Origin of the sequence: Dactylosporangium sp. NPDC000244, from assembly GCF_040300725.1 — a bacterium.
Classification (GTDB): domain Bacteria; phylum Actinomycetota; class Actinomycetes; order Mycobacteriales; family Micromonosporaceae; genus Dactylosporangium.
Window position 1 is genome coordinate 62,747 of record NZ_JBEPEH010000004.1, and the last position, 16,307, is coordinate 79,053.

The following is a 16,307-nucleotide window of genomic DNA, read 5'->3' on the forward strand; positions in this document are numbered from 1 at the left end:
TTGCGTTTGCCCGTGTGGCGGCCGACGGCACGATAGCCGCCGCTCGATTCGGTGGGCCGTCGTCGGGCTGGCGCGCGTCCGGACTTGCGTGCCGACCGGGGCCGCGTCGAGGTCGTCGACGAGACCACCGGGAAAGTCACGTCCCGGGCGGTGCCGATCGCGTTGGTCACCGACAACGGTCCCGCGCTCGGCTCAGCGACCTTCGCCCAGCTGTTGGCTGGGTCTGTCCCGCTGCTGCGGCACGTCCGCAAGCCCAGGTGCTGATCGGCGCTGCTGCCAGGGTGAAGACCAAAGCCAGCACGGCCACGCCGAGCAGCGCGCCGCGCAGGTCGCTGCTCTCGGCCAGCATGCCCACGTAGGCCGGGCCGAGCAGGAAGCCCAGGTAGGCGGTGGCGGCGACGGTGGAGGTGGCCCGGCCGTGCTGAGCGGGGTCGGTGCCTCGCAGGCTGCGGCTGAGCAAGGTGGGGAACAACGTCGCGGTGCCCAGGGCGGCCAGCACCAGCCCGACCAGGGCGATTGCGACCGAAGGGGCGGTGGCCAGCACCGCGCTGCCCGCGGTAGCCAACGCGCCTCCACCGAGCAACATCGCGGTGGGGTGGCTGCGTGACAGCGGCGCCAGGCTCAGGCGCGCCAGCGCGGCGGTGGCGGCGAAAGTCGCCGGGGCCGCGGCCGCCAGCTGGGGTGAGGCACTGAAGACGTCGGTGAGCATCACCGCTCCCCAGCTCTGGTGGGCGTTCTCGATGGCGTAGGCCAAGGCAGCCACCAGTCCAACGACGAACAGGGGTGAGGTCGGGCTGATCCGGCGCAGCAGGCCCGTGAGCCTGCGTGCGCCACGGGGCGCGGCCGCGCCGGAGCCTGCCGGTGCAACGCGCTCCTGACGGGCACTGGCATCGCCCTGGTGAGCCGGAATCTGCAGCGCCGTGCTGGTCAGCTGGGCAGCCGCTGCCAGAGCGCACATCACCGCCGCGACCACGGCGAAGGCCATCAGCAGTGACAGTCCCGCACCCAGCAGCGCTCCAGTGGACAGGCTGGCGATGACCACGCCCACGGAGAACAGCCCGTGGGATCGGGTGAGCAGAGGCTTGGCGGTGGCGTGCTCTGCGCGGCCAGCCAGGGTATTGATGGCCACGTCCGCGGCACCGGAGGCGGCGCCGACCACGAGCATTCCGATGATCAGCAGCACCACCCCGTCGGCGCCGGCGGTGACGAGGAGGCCGGCACCGGCCAGTGCCGCCAGCAGCCACGACGCCACACGGAGCCCGTAGCGGTCCACCGCACGTCCGGTGAAGGCCATCGCCGGCAGCGCCCCCAGGCCGATGAAGAGCAAGGCGGTGCCCAGCTGACCCTCGCTGGCCCCGGCCCGGGTGCGCAGTGTGGGAAGGGCAGCTCCCCAGGCGCCCCAGAAGATCCCGAACGCGGCGAACGCCGCGTAGGGCCCGTAGGCGGCACGGGCACGGAGGACGGGTGGACGGGACGCGGCAGCGACCGTGCCTTGACTCATGCTTCGTAACGTTACACAAGAAGTCTTCGTAACGTTACACAGCAAGATATGATGTTGTTTGTGCCCACACCTGCGCAACGACGTCCCACCGTCAAAGACGTCGCCAAGCAGGCAGGGGTCGCGCCAATGACGGTCTCCTACGCCTTCAACCACCCCGCGCGGGTCGCCGAGGCCACCCGGACCCGGGTGCTGGAGGCCGCGGCCAGGCTGGGCTACCGCCCCGACAGCACCGCCCGGGCCCTGCGCTCAGGGCGCGCCAAGCAGCTGGGGGTGGTGGTCGGGGAGCACCTGTCCTACCTCTTCGACAACCCGCAGGCGGCGCAATTCCTGGCCGGGATCACCGACGTCTGCGTCAGCGAGGACCTGGGAGTGGTGCTGATTCCCACCCGAGGGGATGCCTCGGACGTCGACCGGGTGCTGGCAGCGGCGGTGGACGGCTACGTGCTGTGGACCACCGTCGCCGATGACCCGGTGCTGGCCGCCGTCGCGAGCAGCGGGCGGCCCGCTGCCATCCAAGGCGGTCCTGCCCACCCGGGGCTGGTGTGCATCGGGCCCGATGACCGCGCGGCGGCGGCAGCGGTCGCGGCGGCCACGCCGCTGGCTGAAGCGACCCCCGTCATCATCAGCTTCCCCCTGGACCGGCGCCGCGCCAGCGGCGTCCTGCGCGGCCACGACCTGCCCCCCGACCTGATGGACCCGCAGGCGGTCCCCTTTCCCGTCACCGGGGCTCGTCTGGCCGGCTACCGCGATGCACTGACTGAGGCCGGTCAGGACTGGGGCGACGTGCGCATCGCCGTGGTGGAGCGCAATCAGCGCGAACTGGGTGAGAACGCCGCCGCAGCGCTGCTTGAGACGCTGGAGGGCTCTGGCCCCGTGGTGGTGCTGGCGATGAGCGATGAACTGGCGCTGGGGGCCCGCTCAACGGTGGGCCGCACGCAGCGGGAGGTGACGCTCACCGGGTGGGACGGCTCACGAGAGGCCACCACCTCAGGAGTTTGGTCGGTGGCGGCCTCGTTGCGCGAGCAGGGCCGTGCGTGTGCACGAGCGGCCCTGTCGGGCGAGCTCGATCGACACCAGGTCCCATGGACCGTGGTCGCGCCCGACGGACGGCCAGTCACCGACCGGTAAGTGCTGTGACCCTGCCAGTTTCTTGACTCAAGACACGTTCCGCAGCCCGGCCCGGCGTGGGGATTGGTCGCTGCACACCGAGCCAGAAGGCCCTCACGAACAGCGGCGCCCGGCCGGAGCCGGACGCCGCCAGGTGAGCGAGGGGTTCACTCCCCGATGCGGTTGCCGCCGACGGAGACGGCGGTCAGTGGCGTGGCCACGTGCTCGAGGGACTTGCCCTCCGCGTCCACGCCCAGGACTATCTCGACCACGCCGCCGATGATCATCATGGCCGCGCCGACGAGGTAGCCGATGAACAGCTTGCCCGGGTCGGTGCCCTCGCCGATCAGCCAGCCGTAGAAGATCGGGCCGATGGCGCCGAAGCACTGGGCGATCGCGAAGAACACGGCGATCGCCTGGGCGCGGATCTCCAGCGGGAAGATCTCGGAGACCGTGAGGTAGGCCGAGCTCGCGCCCGCCGAGGCGAAGAAGAAGATGACGCACCAGGCGAGCGTCTGCGTGAAGGCGTTGAGCATGCCCGCGTCGAACATCCAGGCCGAGATGGCCAGCAGCACGCCCGACAGCAGATAGGTGCCGGCGATCATCTTGCGCCGGCCGACGGTGTCGAAGAGGTGGCCGAGCAGCAGCGGTCCGGCCAGGTTGCCCACGGCGAAGGCGATCAGGTAGATCGGGGTCTTCTCGGCGTCGACGTGGTAGAACTTCGACAGCACCAGGGTGTAGGTGAAGAAGATCGCGTTGTACAGGAACGACTGCGTGATCATGAGCGAGGCCGACAGCGTGGAACGGGCCGGCATCTTCGTGAAGAGCACCTTGATCAGCGAGAGATAGCCGTGACTCGGGGCCGGCTTGACCTCGATGGCGTGGTTCTCGTCGACCGGGGCCAGGCGCTGGCCGGAGCGCTCGACGTCGCTCTCGATCTGGGCGATGGCCTCCTCGGCCTCCCGCTCACGGCCGTGCATGATGAGCCATCGGGGGCTCTCCGGCAGGTGCCGCCGCAGGTTCCAGATCAGCAGACCGATGATCGGGCCGATGAGGAAGCCCAGCCGCCAGGAGATGTTCAGCGAGATGTGGTTGAGCAGCACGTAGGTGCCGAGCGTGCCGATGATGGCGCCGCCCCAGTAGGTGCCGTTCACGCCGATGTCGACCCGGCCGCGGTACCTGGCGGGCATCATCTCGTCGATGGCGGAGTTGATCGCGGCGTACTCGCCGCCGATGCCGGCTCCGGCGATGAACCTCGTCAAGTAGAGGAAGACCAGGGCCGTGGCGTCGTTGCCCCAGGTCAGCGCCGTGAGGGCGTTGCCGGCGAGGTAGACGCCGAGGGTGACGATGAAGAGGTTCTTGCGGCCGAGGGCGTCGGAGAGACGGCCGAAGAACAGCGCGCCGAAGACCTCGCCGAGCAGGTACACGGTGGCGATCGCGCCGACCTGCGTGCTGGAGAGCCCGAGCGTCTCCTGCTTGTTCAGCACGGCCCCGACGGCACTGGCGATGGTGATCTCGAGTCCGTCGAGCACCCAGGCGGTGCCGAGCGCGATGACCATGCGCGTATGGAACGGCGCCCAGGTCAAGCGGTCGATCCGGGCGGGAATCAGACTTCGGATGATCCCGCCGGTGGGAGCTGATGCGGATTGCGTGTCAGCCAATGTGCACCTCCCGGGCGCCCGTGGACACGACCACGTGCCCATCTGTGACAGCACGTGCCCGATGCGTCAGACATCAAAACCCGCCACTTGACGGAACCGGCCGATTGGATGACGCTCTAGACGGAGAGAGCGCTCTCTCATCACCCGCACAGACCGCGCCCCGCCAGCGCCGGTCCTCCGCCTGAACCGGCGCACCCGATGGGGTGCGGCGGCGGTCACCCAACCCGCAATGACGCCCCAACCACGTCAGGGAGCTGCCTTGATGTCCGAAACAACCAGACCACCCGTCCCCGCATCCATCGATCGACGTCCACGGAATCGACGGCGCGGCCTCCTCGTGAGCGCGCTCTCTGTGGCGGTGGTCCTGGCCGGCTACGCGGCCTTCTCGATCGGCAGCGCCAGCGCCGCGAGCACGCTGCTGTCGCAGGGCAAGCCGACCACCGCGTCGTCGACGGAGAACGCCGCCAGCCCGGCCTCGGCCGCCACCGACGGCAACACCGGCACGCGCTGGTCCAGCGCGTTCAGCGACCCGCAGTGGATCCAGGTCGACCTGGGCCAGACGGCCACCATCGACCAGGTGGTGCTCAACTGGGAGGCGGCCTACGCCAAGTCCTTCCAGATCCAGACCTCGGCCAACGGCACGACCTGGACGAACGTCTACAGCACCACGACCGGCACCGGTGGCGTGCAGACGCTCAGCGTGTCCGGCTCCGGGCGCTACGTCCGGATGAACGGCACGGCCCGCGCCACCGCCTACGGCTACTCGCTGTGGGAGTTCCAGGTCTTCGGCACGTTCGGCGGCGGGTCCTGCGGCACGTCGAACTACGCCCAGGGCAAGCCGGCGACCGCGTCGTCGACGGAGAACGCCGCCAGCCCGGCCTCGGCCGCGTTCGACGGCAACACCACCACCCGCTGGTCCAGCGCGTTCAGCGACCCGCAGTGGATCCAGGTCGACCTGGGCGCCACGGCGACCGTCTGCGGCGTCGACCTGAACTGGGAGGCCGCCTACGGCAAGGCGTTCCAGATCCAGACGTCGGCCGACGGCACGACCTGGACGACGATCTACAGCACGACCACCGGCGCGGGCGGGGTGCAGAACCTGACCGTCAGCGGCTCCGGGCGCTACGTGCGGATGTACGGCACCGCCCGCGGCACCGCGTACGGCTACTCCCTGTACGAGTTCGGCGTCCGGGTCTCCACCACCACGCCGACCACGCCGGGCAGCACCCCGCCGAGCAGCCCGCCGCCGCCGGACCAGTTCTGGGGCGACACCAGCGGCATCCCGGCCGCCCAGAACGTGGTCATGGTGAAGGTGCTCAACCGCACCAACGGCCGCTACCCGGACAGCCAGGTCTACTGGAGCTTCAACGGGCAGACGCACTCGATCGCCGAACAGCCGTACATCGACATGCCGGCCAACAGCGCGGGGCGGATGTACTTCTACGTGGGCCAGCCCAACGGACAGTACTTCGACTTCATCGAGTTCACCGTCGGGGCCAACGTGTTCAACGGCAACACCACGCGGGTCGACGCGTTCGGCCTGAAGATCGCGATGCGGCTGCACGCCAAGGACGGCTACGACGTGCAGGTCGGCGAGGACTACCAGACCTTCACCGAGACGCGGGAGGCCACCTTCGCGAAGTTCATCGCCGAGGTGCCGCAGCAGTTCAAGGTGCTGGCCCAGTCGCAGGCGCCCTACCGGATCATCGCGCCGGGCAGCGACCCGACGTTCCGGGCCGGCGGGGTGAACCAGAACTACTTCACCGCCTACGCGCAGCAGTTCGGCATCAACGCGCCGACGTCGGACATCTTCGGCTGCGCCGGGGTGCTCGCCAACGACCCGACCAACTGCTCCACGCTCAACCGGCACGTGCGCGAGCGGCCGCAGGCGGACTGGTCGAACCCGAGCACGTATTACCTGGCCGCGCCGGCGAACTACTACGCGAAGTTCTGGCACGACCACGCCATCAACCGGCTCGCGTACGGCTTCCCGTACGACGACTACGCCGGGCAGTCGTCGTTCGTGTCGCACGGCAGCCCGCAGTACCTGCTGGTCGCGGTCGGCTTCTAGGAGCACCAGGAGGAGGGGTGGCGCGGATCACCCGCGCCGCCCTTTCTTCAACCCAGGTTTATCAGTCTACGTTTACTATATGGAGATCGAGCAGACCGCCGCCGCGCTGCAGATCGCGGTCGGACGGCTCGTCCGGCGGCTCCGGCAGACGCACGTGCCCGGGGAGCTGACCCTGTCGGAGGCCTCGGTCCTGTCGCGGCTGGACCGCGGCGGTCCCGCGACACCCGGGGAGCTGGCCGGCGACGAGCGGGTCAAGCCGCAGGCCATGGGCGCCACGCTGCAGACCATGGAGCAGCGCGACCTGGTGCGCCGCTCCCCCGATCCCGGCGACGGCCGCCGCGTGCTGATCACCATCACGGAGGAGGGGCGCCGGCTGCTCACCGACCGGCGCACGCTGAAGACCCACGCGCTGGCCGAGGCGATCGGGCACCTGAGCGACGACGAGCGGCGGGCGCTCGTGGAGGCGGCCCGCCTGCTGGACAAGCTGGCGGAGGAGCTGTGACCGCCACGCTGACGCAGACGAAGCCCGACCGGTACAAGTGGATCGCGCTGTCCAACACGACGCTCGGCATGCTCATGGCGACCATCGACGGCTCGATCGTCATCATCTCGCTGCCGGCCATCTTCCGGGGCATCGGGCTGGACCCCCTCGCGCCCGGGAACATCGGCTACCTGCTCTGGATGATCATGGGCTATCTGCTCGTGTCCGCGGTGCTGGTGGTCGCGCTCGGGCGGCTCGGGGACATGTTCGGCCGCGTCCGGATGTACAACCTCGGCTTCCTGATCTTCGCCATCGCCTCGGTGGCGCTGTCCTTCGACCCGTTCCACGCCGGCGCCGGGGCGATGTGGCTCATCCTCTGGCGCATCGTGCAGGCGTTCGGCGGCGCGATGCTCACGGCCAACTCCGCGGCCATCCTCACCGACGCGTTCCCGGCCCGCCAGCGCGGCATGGCGCTGGGCATCAACCAGATCACCGCGCTCGCCGGGCAGTTCCTCGGGCTGCTGCTGGGCGGGATCCTCGCCGCGATCGACTGGCGGGCGGTGTTCTGGGTCAGCGTGCCGGTCGGGGTGGTGGGCACGATCTGGTCGTACCGCAGCCTGCGCGAGACCGGCGAGCGCCACCGCTCCCCCGTCGACTGGCTCGGCAACGTCACGTTCGCCGCGGGCACCCTGCTGATCCTGGCGTCGATGACGTACGGCATCCAGCCCTACGGCGGCCATCCGACCGGCTGGACGAGCCCGCGCGTGCTCGGCGGGATCGGCCTCGGGGTGCTGCTGCTCATCGTGTTCGTGGTGGTCGAGTCGCGCATCGCGCACCCGATGTTCCGGCTGGGGCTGTTCAAGGTCCGGGCGTTCGCGGCGGGCAACCTCGCCGCGCTGCTGGTGTCGATCGCCCGCGGCGGCATGCAGTTCATGCTCATCATCTGGTTGCAGGGCATCTGGCTGCCGCTGCACGGCTACAAGTTCGAGGACACGCCGCTGTGGGCGGGCATCTTCATGCTGCCGCTGACCGCCGGGTTCCTCATCGCCGGGCCGATCTCCGGCTACCTCTCCGACCGCTTCGGCGCGCGGCTGTTCTCGACCACGGGCCTGCTGCTCGTGGCGGCCGGGTTCCTGGGGCTGCTGCTGATCCCGATCGACTTCCCGTACCCGCTCTTCGCCGCGCTGCTCGTGGTCAGCGGGCTCGGCCAGGGCATGTTCTCCGCCCCGAACACCTCGGCGATCATGAGCAGCGTGCCGGCGAACCAGCGCGGCGTGGCCTCGGGCATGCGCGCCACGTTCCAGAACGCCGGCACCTCGCTGTCGATCGGGGTGTTCTTCTCGCTCATGGTGGTGGGCCTGGCCCACGCGCTGCCGCAGACGCTGACGAGCGGCCTCACCGCGCAGGGCGTGCCGCAGGACGTGGCCGCGTCCGTCGCCTCGCTGCCGCCGGTGAGCACCCTGTTCGCGGCGTTCCTGGGCAGCAACCCGGTCGCGCACCTGCTGGAGCCGTACGGCGTGCTGGGGAACCTGCCGCCGGCCAACGCCACGACGCTGACCGGGCACGAGTTCTTCCCGAACCTCATCGCGCAGCCGTTCCACGACGGGCTCGTGGTGGTCTTCGGCGCGGCGACGCTCATGACGCTGCTGGCCGCGGCCGCCTCGGCGTCCCGCGGCCGGCACGTGCGCCAGGTCTGAGGTCAGTCCTCCTCGACGGACAGGGCGCCGGAGGGGCAGCCGAGCACGGCCAGGCGGACCCGCTCCCGCAGGTCCTCCGGCGGCCGCTCGGCGAGCACCTCCACCATCCCGTCGTCGCGCTGGTCGAAGACCTCGGGCACGTTGAGCACGCACATGCCCGAGAACACGCACACGTCGGTGTCGGCCCGGACCTTCACCACAGCACCGGAACCTCGTCCACGGCGCCGGTGAGCCGGTTCGCGTGGACCTCGATGCGGTCCACGGGCACGGCGAGGCGCAGGCCCGGGAAGCGCCGCAGGAGCGCCGGGAACACGGTGCGCAGCTCGGTGCGGGCCAGGTTCGCGCCGATGCACACGTGCGCGCCGTGACCGAACGCGAGGTGCACGTTGGGCTTGCGGTCCACGTCGAAGTCCGCGGGATCGGCGAAGACCGTGGCGTCGCGGTTGGCCGCGTTGCTGGAGATGATGACCGCGTCGCCGCGGGCGATCGTCACGCCGCCGACCTCGACGTCGTCGTGGGCGTAGCGCAGCAGGCCGAGGCCGCCGGGGGCGGTGATGCGCAGGATCTCCTCGACGGTCGCGGCGACCTCGCCCTCCGGGTCGGCCACGAACCGGTCGCGCCGGCTGAGGTCCGCGAGCAGCAGCAGGGTGCCCAGATCGATGCGGGTCGAGGTGGTCTCGTGGCCGGCGAAGATGAGCCCCGCCGCGAGCCGGGACACCTCGTCGTCGCCGAGCGTGGGGTCGGTCGTCTGCGCGGTGACGAGGTCGGAGATGACGTCCGGCGCCGGGTCGCGGCGCTTGCGCTCCGCGAGCCCGGCCGTGTACTCCTTGAACTCCCGCATCGCCAGCTGGGCGTCGGCGCCGCCGTCGATGCGCCCGACGCGCTCGGAGAGGTTGCGGAAGCGCTGCCGGTCCTCGTAGGGCACGCCGAGCAGCTCGCAGATGACGAGCACGGGCAGCGGGAACGACAGGAACTCGTGCAGGTTCACCGGCGCGTCCGGGTCCGCGTCCCGGGCGGCCTGCATGTCGTCGAGGCAGCGCGCGGTCAGCTCCTCGATGCGGGTGCCGAGCCGGCGCATGCGGGCCGCGGAGAACGCGGGCGCGAGCAGGCGCCGCATCCGCGTGTGCTCACGCTCCTCCGTCTCGAAGTCGCCCGTCGGCCCATCCTGCAGCGCGGCGTGGGTGATCCGCGACGCGCGCTGCGGCTGGGGGTGGGAGCGGCCGAAGCGCTTGTCACCGAAGATCTGGCGCGCCTCCGAGTAGGCGGTCACGAGCCACGCGGGGTCACCGGCGGGCGTGGTCACGAGGGTGATCGGCGCCTCGCGGCGCAGGACGTCGTAGAGCGGGGCGATCTCGAGGATGTTGGGCCGGGCGAACGGCAGCCGCGGGGCTTGACCGGCCGGGCGCTGCGTCGTAGCGGTCATGGTGGCTCTCCCCAGGCGCATCGACTTTAATCGATCGGGACACTACCACGGGTCACGCCGCTCCGGCCCACAGTAGCGACGCTGCGATCCTAGCTCGCGCGGTGCAGGGCGGCGACGAGCGCGGGGGCGGCGTTGACCCGCTCGGCGTACCGCAGCGGGGTCACGCCGTCCGCGGTCCTCGCGGCCGGATCCAGGCCCGCCGCGAGGAGCCGGTCGAGCAGGCGCAGCGCGGCCTCGTCCGGCACCAGGTCCGCCAGCACGTGCAGCAGCGTCCGCCCGTCGCCGGCCGGCACGTGCGGGTCCAGGCCCGCGTCCAGCAGGGCCGTCACGCTGTCGGCCTCGCCGAGCTGCGCCCGGTCGTAGAGCTCGCCGCGCAGGTCGCGCAGGCGCGCCGGGAGCCGCCGCAGCGGGCGAGCAGCCCCGCGGTGTCCCGCTCGTCCCACAGCTCCCGCAGGCCGTGCAGGCTGAGCAGGAGCCGGCGCGGCTCCAGCGGGCCGTAGCGCAGCGCGTAGCGGGTCCGGCCGGCGGCGTGCGGCACGACGTACAGCCCATGGCCGTCGTCGCAGCGGCGCAGCAGGCGGCGCCGCGGGGTGAACGTCAGCGGGATGACGCCCTCGGTGGCGTCGAGGTGGCGGCCGTACGCCGCTGTTTCGGCACCGCGGGATCTTAAAGCGCCAGGCCCTCGTCGCGCAGGGCCGCGAGGGTGTCGGCCTCGCCGTAGCGGATCCGTTCCCGCAGTTCCTCGCGGAACCCCTCCAGCGGCTCGGGCAGCCCGCGCCGGCCCGCCCGCCACCGGAACACGACGCCCGCGCAACCGCCCGGGACCGGGCCGCCGAGGGCGTGCAGTGCCAGCTCGCGCTCGATCCATTCGGCGGGGTGCGGCACCTGGAGCGTGGCGCCGACGTGGTGGATCTCGTCGCCGCAGGGGACCTCGGCCGGCTCGGGCAGGTGCAGCGCCCGCGGCCCCGTCGCCGGCTCGTCCGGCACCAGCGCCGCCGCCACGAGCGGGTGCAGGTCCGCGGCGGTGGCCCGCCCGGCGAGCAGGTCGATGTAGTCCGGCGGCCGGTCCTGCAGCATCACCGGCAGCCGGGGCACCGCGTGCAGCCAGCCGGACCCGTACCACTCCCCGCGCAGCCGCGGGCGCTCGGCGTCGAGGCGGTCGACGACGAGCCGGACCGGCTCGGCCCGCTCGGCGGTCAGCCACACCGCGGCGACGCCGTGGCGCCGGGCGTACGCGCGCACGGTCGCGGCCAGCACCGGCAGCGCGGGCGTGAAGTCGCCGAGGTTCCAGGTCAGGTTCGCCCGGAACAGCCGCTCGCGCGTGGGGTGCGGCTCGTGGTGGGTGTCGAGGTCGACGTCGAACCCGGCCGCGGTCCACGCCTCGGCGGTGCGGCCGGCGGCGAGCAGCGCGTAGACGTGCGCGGCGTGCGGGTCGCGGCCGCCGCAGCGGGTGATCAGGGCGGGCGCGTGCCGCACGTCCCAGTACTCCGGCGTCTCGTCGAGTCCGGCGGCCGCCGAGAACTCGCCCGGGCCGGCGATGTGCAGGCGGCTGCGGTACGGCGGGACACTGCGCACCCCGATGCCGACGGCCTGCGCACCGTCGGCCCGCACCCACACCGGCAGCGTCAGCTCGTCGCCGCGGTCGCGCAGCTCGTGGCTGGTGTAGTTGAGCCGGCTGTGGTGACGCATCCGGATGGCGTGCCAGCGCAGCAGGTCCGGCGCGAAGAAGGGCAGGTCGGCCTCGACCCGCGCCCGCAGCCCGGCGTCGAGGCCGGCGAGCGTGCACTCGACCGCGATCCCGGCCTCGACGCAGGCCGCGGCCCAGTCGCCGGCGCGGCGGAGCCGGTCGGTGCGCTCGATCTGGCGGCGGGTCAGGCCGTAGCGCGGGAAGACGCGCAGGTACTCGGCCACGCCGCCACGGTACAACGGCAGCGGCCCCACCGTCCGCAGTGGACGATGGGGCCGCCGTGGAACCTGTTACGCCCCGCCGCCACCCGGCTGGGTCACGCCGTTCACCGTGAGGGTGTACGGCGCGTACTGCTGCACCTGCTCCGTCGGCTCGTCGTAGGCCACGACGGCCACGACCTTCGGGAACAGCGACAGCAGCGCCAGCTGGATCCAGTTGAGCGAGAGGCTGTCCTGGCCGTTGAACTCGAACTGCCAGGCGAACGCGTGCGCCTCGTCGATGCCGATCAGCTTCACGTTCCAGTTCTTGACCGTGATCGGCTTGATCTGCGTCGGCGACTTGAACGGCGCCAGGCTGGAGCCGTCGCTCAGCGTGGTGCCGCCGAGCTTGATGTCGTCGATGAGCAGACCGCCCTCGTTCACGCCACCGTCGGAGACGTAGCGGAACGACACCAGGATCGACTTGCCGGCGTAGGCCGACAGGTCGAAGTTGTGCTGCTCGAACCCGGTCGTCGTGCCGTTCAGGCCGGGCCCGAGGGGTCCGCTGACGGTCTTGTCGCCGGGGATCGAGGTGTAGGTGGAGCCACCGTCGGTCGAGACCTGGACGTAGCCGTAGTCGTAACCGAGCTCGGCGCCGTACTTCGCGAGGAAGCTCAGCGTCGCGTTGGTGGCGGGCACGGTCACCGGGATGACCGCGGCGGCGTCGGTGTTGTTCGCGTTACCGGAGAACAGCACCGAGTTGCCGGCACGGTCCGGGTCGTTGTTGACCAGCGTCCAGGCCAGGGGCAGGGTCGGCAGGGTCTTCGCGCCGCTGAACTTCAGCGAGCGCAGGTCCTTGCCGGCCAGCGCCTTGCCGTTCTTCTGCAACAGGACGTAGTCCGCGCCGTTGGGGGCCGCGCCAGGCTTGTCGTAGGAGTGCGGGTTGTCCAGGTTGACCGTGGACCGCAGGCTCTTGGACGTGACCTTCTTCTTGTCGGCCCCGAGGACGATGCCCCACTGGGAGTCGCCGACGATCTTGTCGAGCAGCACCATGCTCTGGTAGTCGTGCAGGACCGAGTACACGTCCTTGGCGCCGTACGCCTTCACGGCGGCGTCGAGGCTCGCGAGACCCTGCAGGTCGGCATCGCGGTGGAGCCGCTCGATGATGCCCTGACCGAAACGGTCGTAGAGGTACAGCATCAGCTCGTAGGCGTTGCCGTAGTCGGCGAGCACCCCGTTGCCGTTCGTACCCTCACCCCAGAGGTTGAGCGAGTTCTGGGCACCGTTGCAGTCGCGCGGGTTCGGGTTGTACGGCGTCTGCACGCCCCCGAAGCCCTGGAAGCAGTACAGGTGGCTGTCGCCGCCCTTGTCGAAGACCGTCTTGGTCCCGTCGACGTAGCCGGTGAGCGTCTGCGCGAAGTCCGACAGACCCTCGTTCATCCAGCTGGTCTCGTTCGGGTCCGAGTAGTACTCGACCAGGTGCTGCCACTCGTGCGCGAACGTGCCCTCGTAGAGGCGCGGGCGGGCCGGGCGGCTGGTGCACAGGTCCGACGTGGGCGCGTCGACGGGGTCGGCACCGGTGCGGTGCTCCCAGTCGAACGCGTCGATCGTCATGACGTTGCGGTCGAACAGCTCGTTGAACTGCGAGGAGAAGAAGCCGGCGATGTAGGTCGGCGCGGCCGGGAACGTGTAGTAGTTGGCGTCCCGGACGTTGTCGACCAGCGTCACCGTCTTCTCGCCGCCGCCGGTGTAGACGCCACCGTTGCCGTTCTTGTCCGGGCCGAGCAGCGCGTTGCTGCCGTCCCGGTCCGGCGGGGTGGCGAAGGCGGCGGTCTCCTTCGGGTACATGTTGGTGTCGAACTGCGTGATGAAGTTCGCCACCTGGGCGTCGGTCACCGTGGTGGTGTTCGGGATCTGGTTGCGGCAGTCACCCGCAGGGAACGAGGTGTCGACCGCGACCCAGACCTCGATGTGCTCACCGACACCGCGCAGGACGTAGTCCTTGCGGTAGAGGGTGCCGTTGTAGTCGTCGGAACCCAGCCACTGACGCACGGTGCCGACCGGCGGGGTGGTCCCCGCGGCGAGGCTCGAGCGCGACTGCGCCTTCGACTTCGCCATCTTCGCCGTGTCGACGACCTTGCCGTCCAGCTTGAAGTTCGTGCGGGTCATCTCCCGCACGTCCGACGCGCCCGCCGACTCCTTGGCCGGAGCTTTCGCCGGTGCCGCGAGCGCCGACGTAGCCGGCAACGCGACGAGCACCGGGATGGCCAAGGCAATGGCCGCGGTCGTGGCCAGGCCTTTTCTCACCATGAAGCCTCCTTGCGACGACGCGCCGGCGCCGGCGGGGTGGCCACCGGACAGGCGCGACGGGTTCGGAATCGTATTGACACCGCACACTATCGTCGCCGTCCATATCGGCGAGCACCACTTGGCATGCGAAGGGTCTACGCAAGGGGTTGCCGGGGTTGCCGACCGCATTCAAACCGTGATTACCGTCGATGTTTGCCCATCGTCGCACCCGGCCGGGGTCATTCGTCCGGCTCGATCACCGAGCGTAACGGATGGACTGCGGTCACTCGAATGCGTGACGCGTGAACCGGTCATCGGGTTGCACACTGGAACGAAAATCGCTCCGGAAACGTCCGGCCGGTCGACGGGCGCCGCCGGTCAGACGATCACCGACCGCGACGTCCGGTGGTGTGGGCACCGGCCGGACGGACGGGGTTACCGGCTGGACAGTGGTTCACCCACCGTCACCGCAGACCGTATCGTCGCAGCATGGCAGCACTGACCCTCGCGGTGGAACGACTCGCTGCCGCCACGGTGCTGTCCTGTCACGGGGCGCTGGTGGCGGCCAGCGCCCTGCAACTGGAGACGGCGCTGTCGCAGGCACTGCTGCGGCCCGAGCTCCGCATCGTCGTCGACCTCGAGGCGGTGGCCGCGATCGACTGCACCGGCGTGGTGATGCTGCGCGTGACCGCGGGCATCGCCGCCGAGCAGGGCGGCTCGCTGGTGCTCGCCGCGCCGAACGCGCAGGTCGTGCACACGCTGCGTGAGGGCGGGACGCTCACCACCATCCCGACCTACCGCACCGTGCCCGCCGCCCTCGACGGCGACGCGAACGCGCTGATCACCGAGCCGGACGCGGCGCCTTCCCCGAACGCGTGGCCGATGAACCGCGCGGACCGCCGCAGCGCCTAACCTGGGCGAGTGGAGCCCGCGTACGTCCGCTGGCGGCCCGCCCCGGCCGTGCGGCCCTTCGCGGCCTGGTACACGGGCTACGCCCAGCCCGCGCTGCCGGCCGGGTGGCACCGGGGGCTGCCGTCGCCGTACCTCACGCTGATCATCACGCTCGACCGGCCCCTGCGCGTCGCCGCGCACCCGGACCCGGCCGCGCCGCCCGGGGAGTACGACACCCTCATCGGCGGCCTGCACACCACCCCCGCGCTGATCGAGCAGGCGGGTGGCTCGGCCGGCGTCCAGGTGGCCCTGTCCCCGCTGGGCGCCCGCGCCCTGCTCGGCCTGCCCGCGGGCGAGCTGGCCGGGGCGGACCTGCACGGCACCGACGTCCTCGGGCCGTTCGCGGCCGAGCTGCGCGAGCGGGTCGGGCTCGCCGCGGACTGGCCGGCCCGGTTCCGCGTCGTCGACGAGCTGCTCACCCGGCGCGCGGCGCCCGGCCTGCTCCCGGCGCCGGAGGTGGCGTTCGCCTGGCGCCGGCTGTGCGCGAGCGGCGGCGCGGTCGGCCCGGCCGAGCTCGCCGGCGAGACCGGGTGGAGCGGGCGGTACCTCGCGCGCCGCTTCGGCGTCGAGATCGGCCTGTCGCCGAAGGTCGCCGGGCGGGTGGCCCGCTTCGACCGGGCCCGGCGGCTGCTGCAGGAGTCGGCCGGCGCCCACCCCCTCGCCTCGCTCGCCGTGGCCTGCGGCTACTACGACCAGGCCCACCTGACCCGCGAGTTCGCCGCGCTGGCCGGGCTGCCGCCGGCCCGCTGGTGGGCGGAGGAGTTCCGAAACGTGCAATCCCCGGTGGACCTGCCCCGGGCAGACTCGGCCCATGAGCGATGACCGGACCCCGCCGCCGACCGTGTGGCCCACCCTGCGCGCGACCGACGCCCGCGCCCTGATCACCTTCCTCGTCGACGCGTTCGGCTTCGTCGAGGTCGCCGCGCACGGCGACGGCGAGCGCATCGAGCACGCCGAGCTGGCCTGGCCGGAGGGCGGCGGCGTCATGCTCGGCAGCGACCGCCGCGACGGCTCGCCGTGGAACCTGAAGCCCGGCACGTTCGGCTGCTACGTCGTGACCGCCGAGCCGGACGCGCTCTACGCGCGGGCCACGGCCGCCGGCGCGGAGATCCTGCAGGAGCTGCACGAGACCGGCTACGGCTCGCGGGGGTTCGCGGCGCGCGACCCGGAGGGCAACCTGTGGTCGTTCGGCACCTACCGCGGCGAGCCCCGTCCCGTGTAGAGCCGCGCCCGCCGGCTCCG

At 71.5% G+C, this 16,307-nt stretch carries 15 protein-coding genes; 7 read left to right on the forward strand and 8 right to left on the reverse strand.

All coding sequences use genetic code 11. The annotated features are described in order from the left end of the window. Positions 1-166: 166 nt before the first annotated feature. A complete protein-coding gene (locus ABT369_RS06895; RefSeq protein WP_350610750.1) occupies positions 167-1,501 on the reverse strand; it encodes an MFS transporter in 1,335 nt (444 codons plus the stop codon). Positions 1,502-1,549: 48 nt separating this feature from the next. Here ABT369_RS06895 and ABT369_RS06900 point away from each other — a divergent pair, with 48 nt between their 5' ends. Beyond that, the gene (locus ABT369_RS06900; RefSeq protein WP_350610751.1) at positions 1,550-2,629 is read left to right on the forward strand and encodes a LacI family DNA-binding transcriptional regulator; all 1,080 of its coding nucleotides are present in this window, start codon (positions 1,550-1,552) and stop codon (positions 2,627-2,629) included. 146 nt (positions 2,630-2,775) lie between these two features. On the opposite strand, the gene ABT369_RS06905 is transcribed toward ABT369_RS06900, so the two are convergent. Next, positions 2,776-4,167 (reverse strand): MFS transporter, encoded by a 1,392-nt coding sequence (locus ABT369_RS06905; protein ID WP_350610752.1) that lies wholly within the window; start codon positions 4,165-4,167, stop codon positions 2,776-2,778. A gap of 364 nt (positions 4,168-4,531) precedes the next feature. Between ABT369_RS06905 and ABT369_RS06910 the strand changes: the two genes are divergently transcribed. The 3 genes from ABT369_RS06910 to ABT369_RS06920 all read left to right on the forward strand — a co-directional run bounded on the left by ABT369_RS06910 (position 4,532) and on the right by ABT369_RS06920 (position 8,518). Continuing rightward, positions 4,532-6,340, forward strand: a complete 1,809-nt coding sequence (locus ABT369_RS06910) for a discoidin domain-containing protein (RefSeq protein ID WP_350610753.1) — start codon at positions 4,532-4,534, stop codon at positions 6,338-6,340. Between the two features lie 79 nt (positions 6,341-6,419). Further along, complete coding sequence (locus ABT369_RS06915; protein ID WP_350610754.1) at positions 6,420-6,842, forward strand: MarR family winged helix-turn-helix transcriptional regulator; 423 nt, start codon at positions 6,420-6,422, stop codon at positions 6,840-6,842. Then, positions 6,839-8,518 (forward strand): MFS transporter, encoded by a 1,680-nt coding sequence (locus ABT369_RS06920; RefSeq protein WP_350610755.1) that lies wholly within the window; start codon positions 6,839-6,841, stop codon positions 8,516-8,518. Before ABT369_RS06915 ends, ABT369_RS06920 begins: the two co-directional genes overlap by 4 nt. A gap of 2 nt (positions 8,519-8,520) precedes the next feature. On the opposite strand, the gene ABT369_RS06925 is transcribed toward ABT369_RS06920, so the two are convergent. From ABT369_RS06925 to ABT369_RS06950, 6 genes are all read right to left on the reverse strand, one after another. Beyond that, entirely contained in the window at positions 8,521-8,718 is a 198-nt protein-coding gene (locus ABT369_RS06925; protein WP_497983026.1) for a ferredoxin, read from the reverse strand. After that, the gene (locus tag ABT369_RS06930) at positions 8,712-9,941 is read right to left on the reverse strand and encodes a cytochrome P450 (protein WP_350610756.1); all 1,230 of its coding nucleotides are present in this window, start codon (positions 9,939-9,941) and stop codon (positions 8,712-8,714) included. Before ABT369_RS06930 ends, ABT369_RS06925 begins: the two co-directional genes overlap by 7 nt. A gap of 89 nt (positions 9,942-10,030) precedes the next feature. Further along, positions 10,031-10,270: a hypothetical protein gene (locus tag ABT369_RS06935; protein WP_350610757.1), complete on the reverse strand. Its 240-nt coding sequence runs from the start codon at positions 10,268-10,270 to the stop codon at positions 10,031-10,033. Continuing rightward, complete coding sequence (locus tag ABT369_RS06940) at positions 10,267-10,479, reverse strand: hypothetical protein (protein ID WP_350610758.1); 213 nt, start codon at positions 10,477-10,479, stop codon at positions 10,267-10,269. Before ABT369_RS06940 ends, ABT369_RS06935 begins: the two co-directional genes overlap by 4 nt. Positions 10,480-10,607: 128 nt before the next feature. Next, entirely contained in the window at positions 10,608-11,852 is a 1,245-nt protein-coding gene (locus ABT369_RS06945) for a hypothetical protein (protein ID WP_350610759.1), read from the reverse strand. A gap of 66 nt (positions 11,853-11,918) precedes the next feature. Beyond that, complete coding sequence (locus ABT369_RS06950; protein WP_350610760.1) at positions 11,919-14,135, reverse strand: choice-of-anchor J domain-containing protein; 2,217 nt, start codon at positions 14,133-14,135, stop codon at positions 11,919-11,921. A 468-nt stretch (positions 14,136-14,603) separates the two neighbouring features. Here ABT369_RS06950 and ABT369_RS06955 point away from each other — a divergent pair, with 468 nt between their 5' ends. From ABT369_RS06955 to ABT369_RS06965, 3 genes are read left to right on the forward strand one after another with little or no spacing between them, the layout of a single operon-like run. Beyond that, positions 14,604-15,026: an STAS domain-containing protein gene (locus ABT369_RS06955; protein WP_350610761.1), complete on the forward strand. Its 423-nt coding sequence runs from the start codon at positions 14,604-14,606 to the stop codon at positions 15,024-15,026. Positions 15,027-15,035: 9 nt separating this feature from the next. Next, complete coding sequence (locus ABT369_RS06960; RefSeq protein WP_350610762.1) at positions 15,036-15,887, forward strand: AraC family transcriptional regulator; 852 nt, start codon at positions 15,036-15,038, stop codon at positions 15,885-15,887. Continuing rightward, on the forward strand, positions 15,877-16,287 hold the full coding sequence (locus tag ABT369_RS06965; RefSeq protein WP_350610763.1) for a VOC family protein: 411 nt from the start codon (positions 15,877-15,879) through the stop codon (positions 16,285-16,287). The genes ABT369_RS06960 and ABT369_RS06965 overlap by 11 nt, the downstream gene beginning before the upstream one ends. The last annotated feature ends 20 nt before the right edge of the window (positions 16,288-16,307 follow it).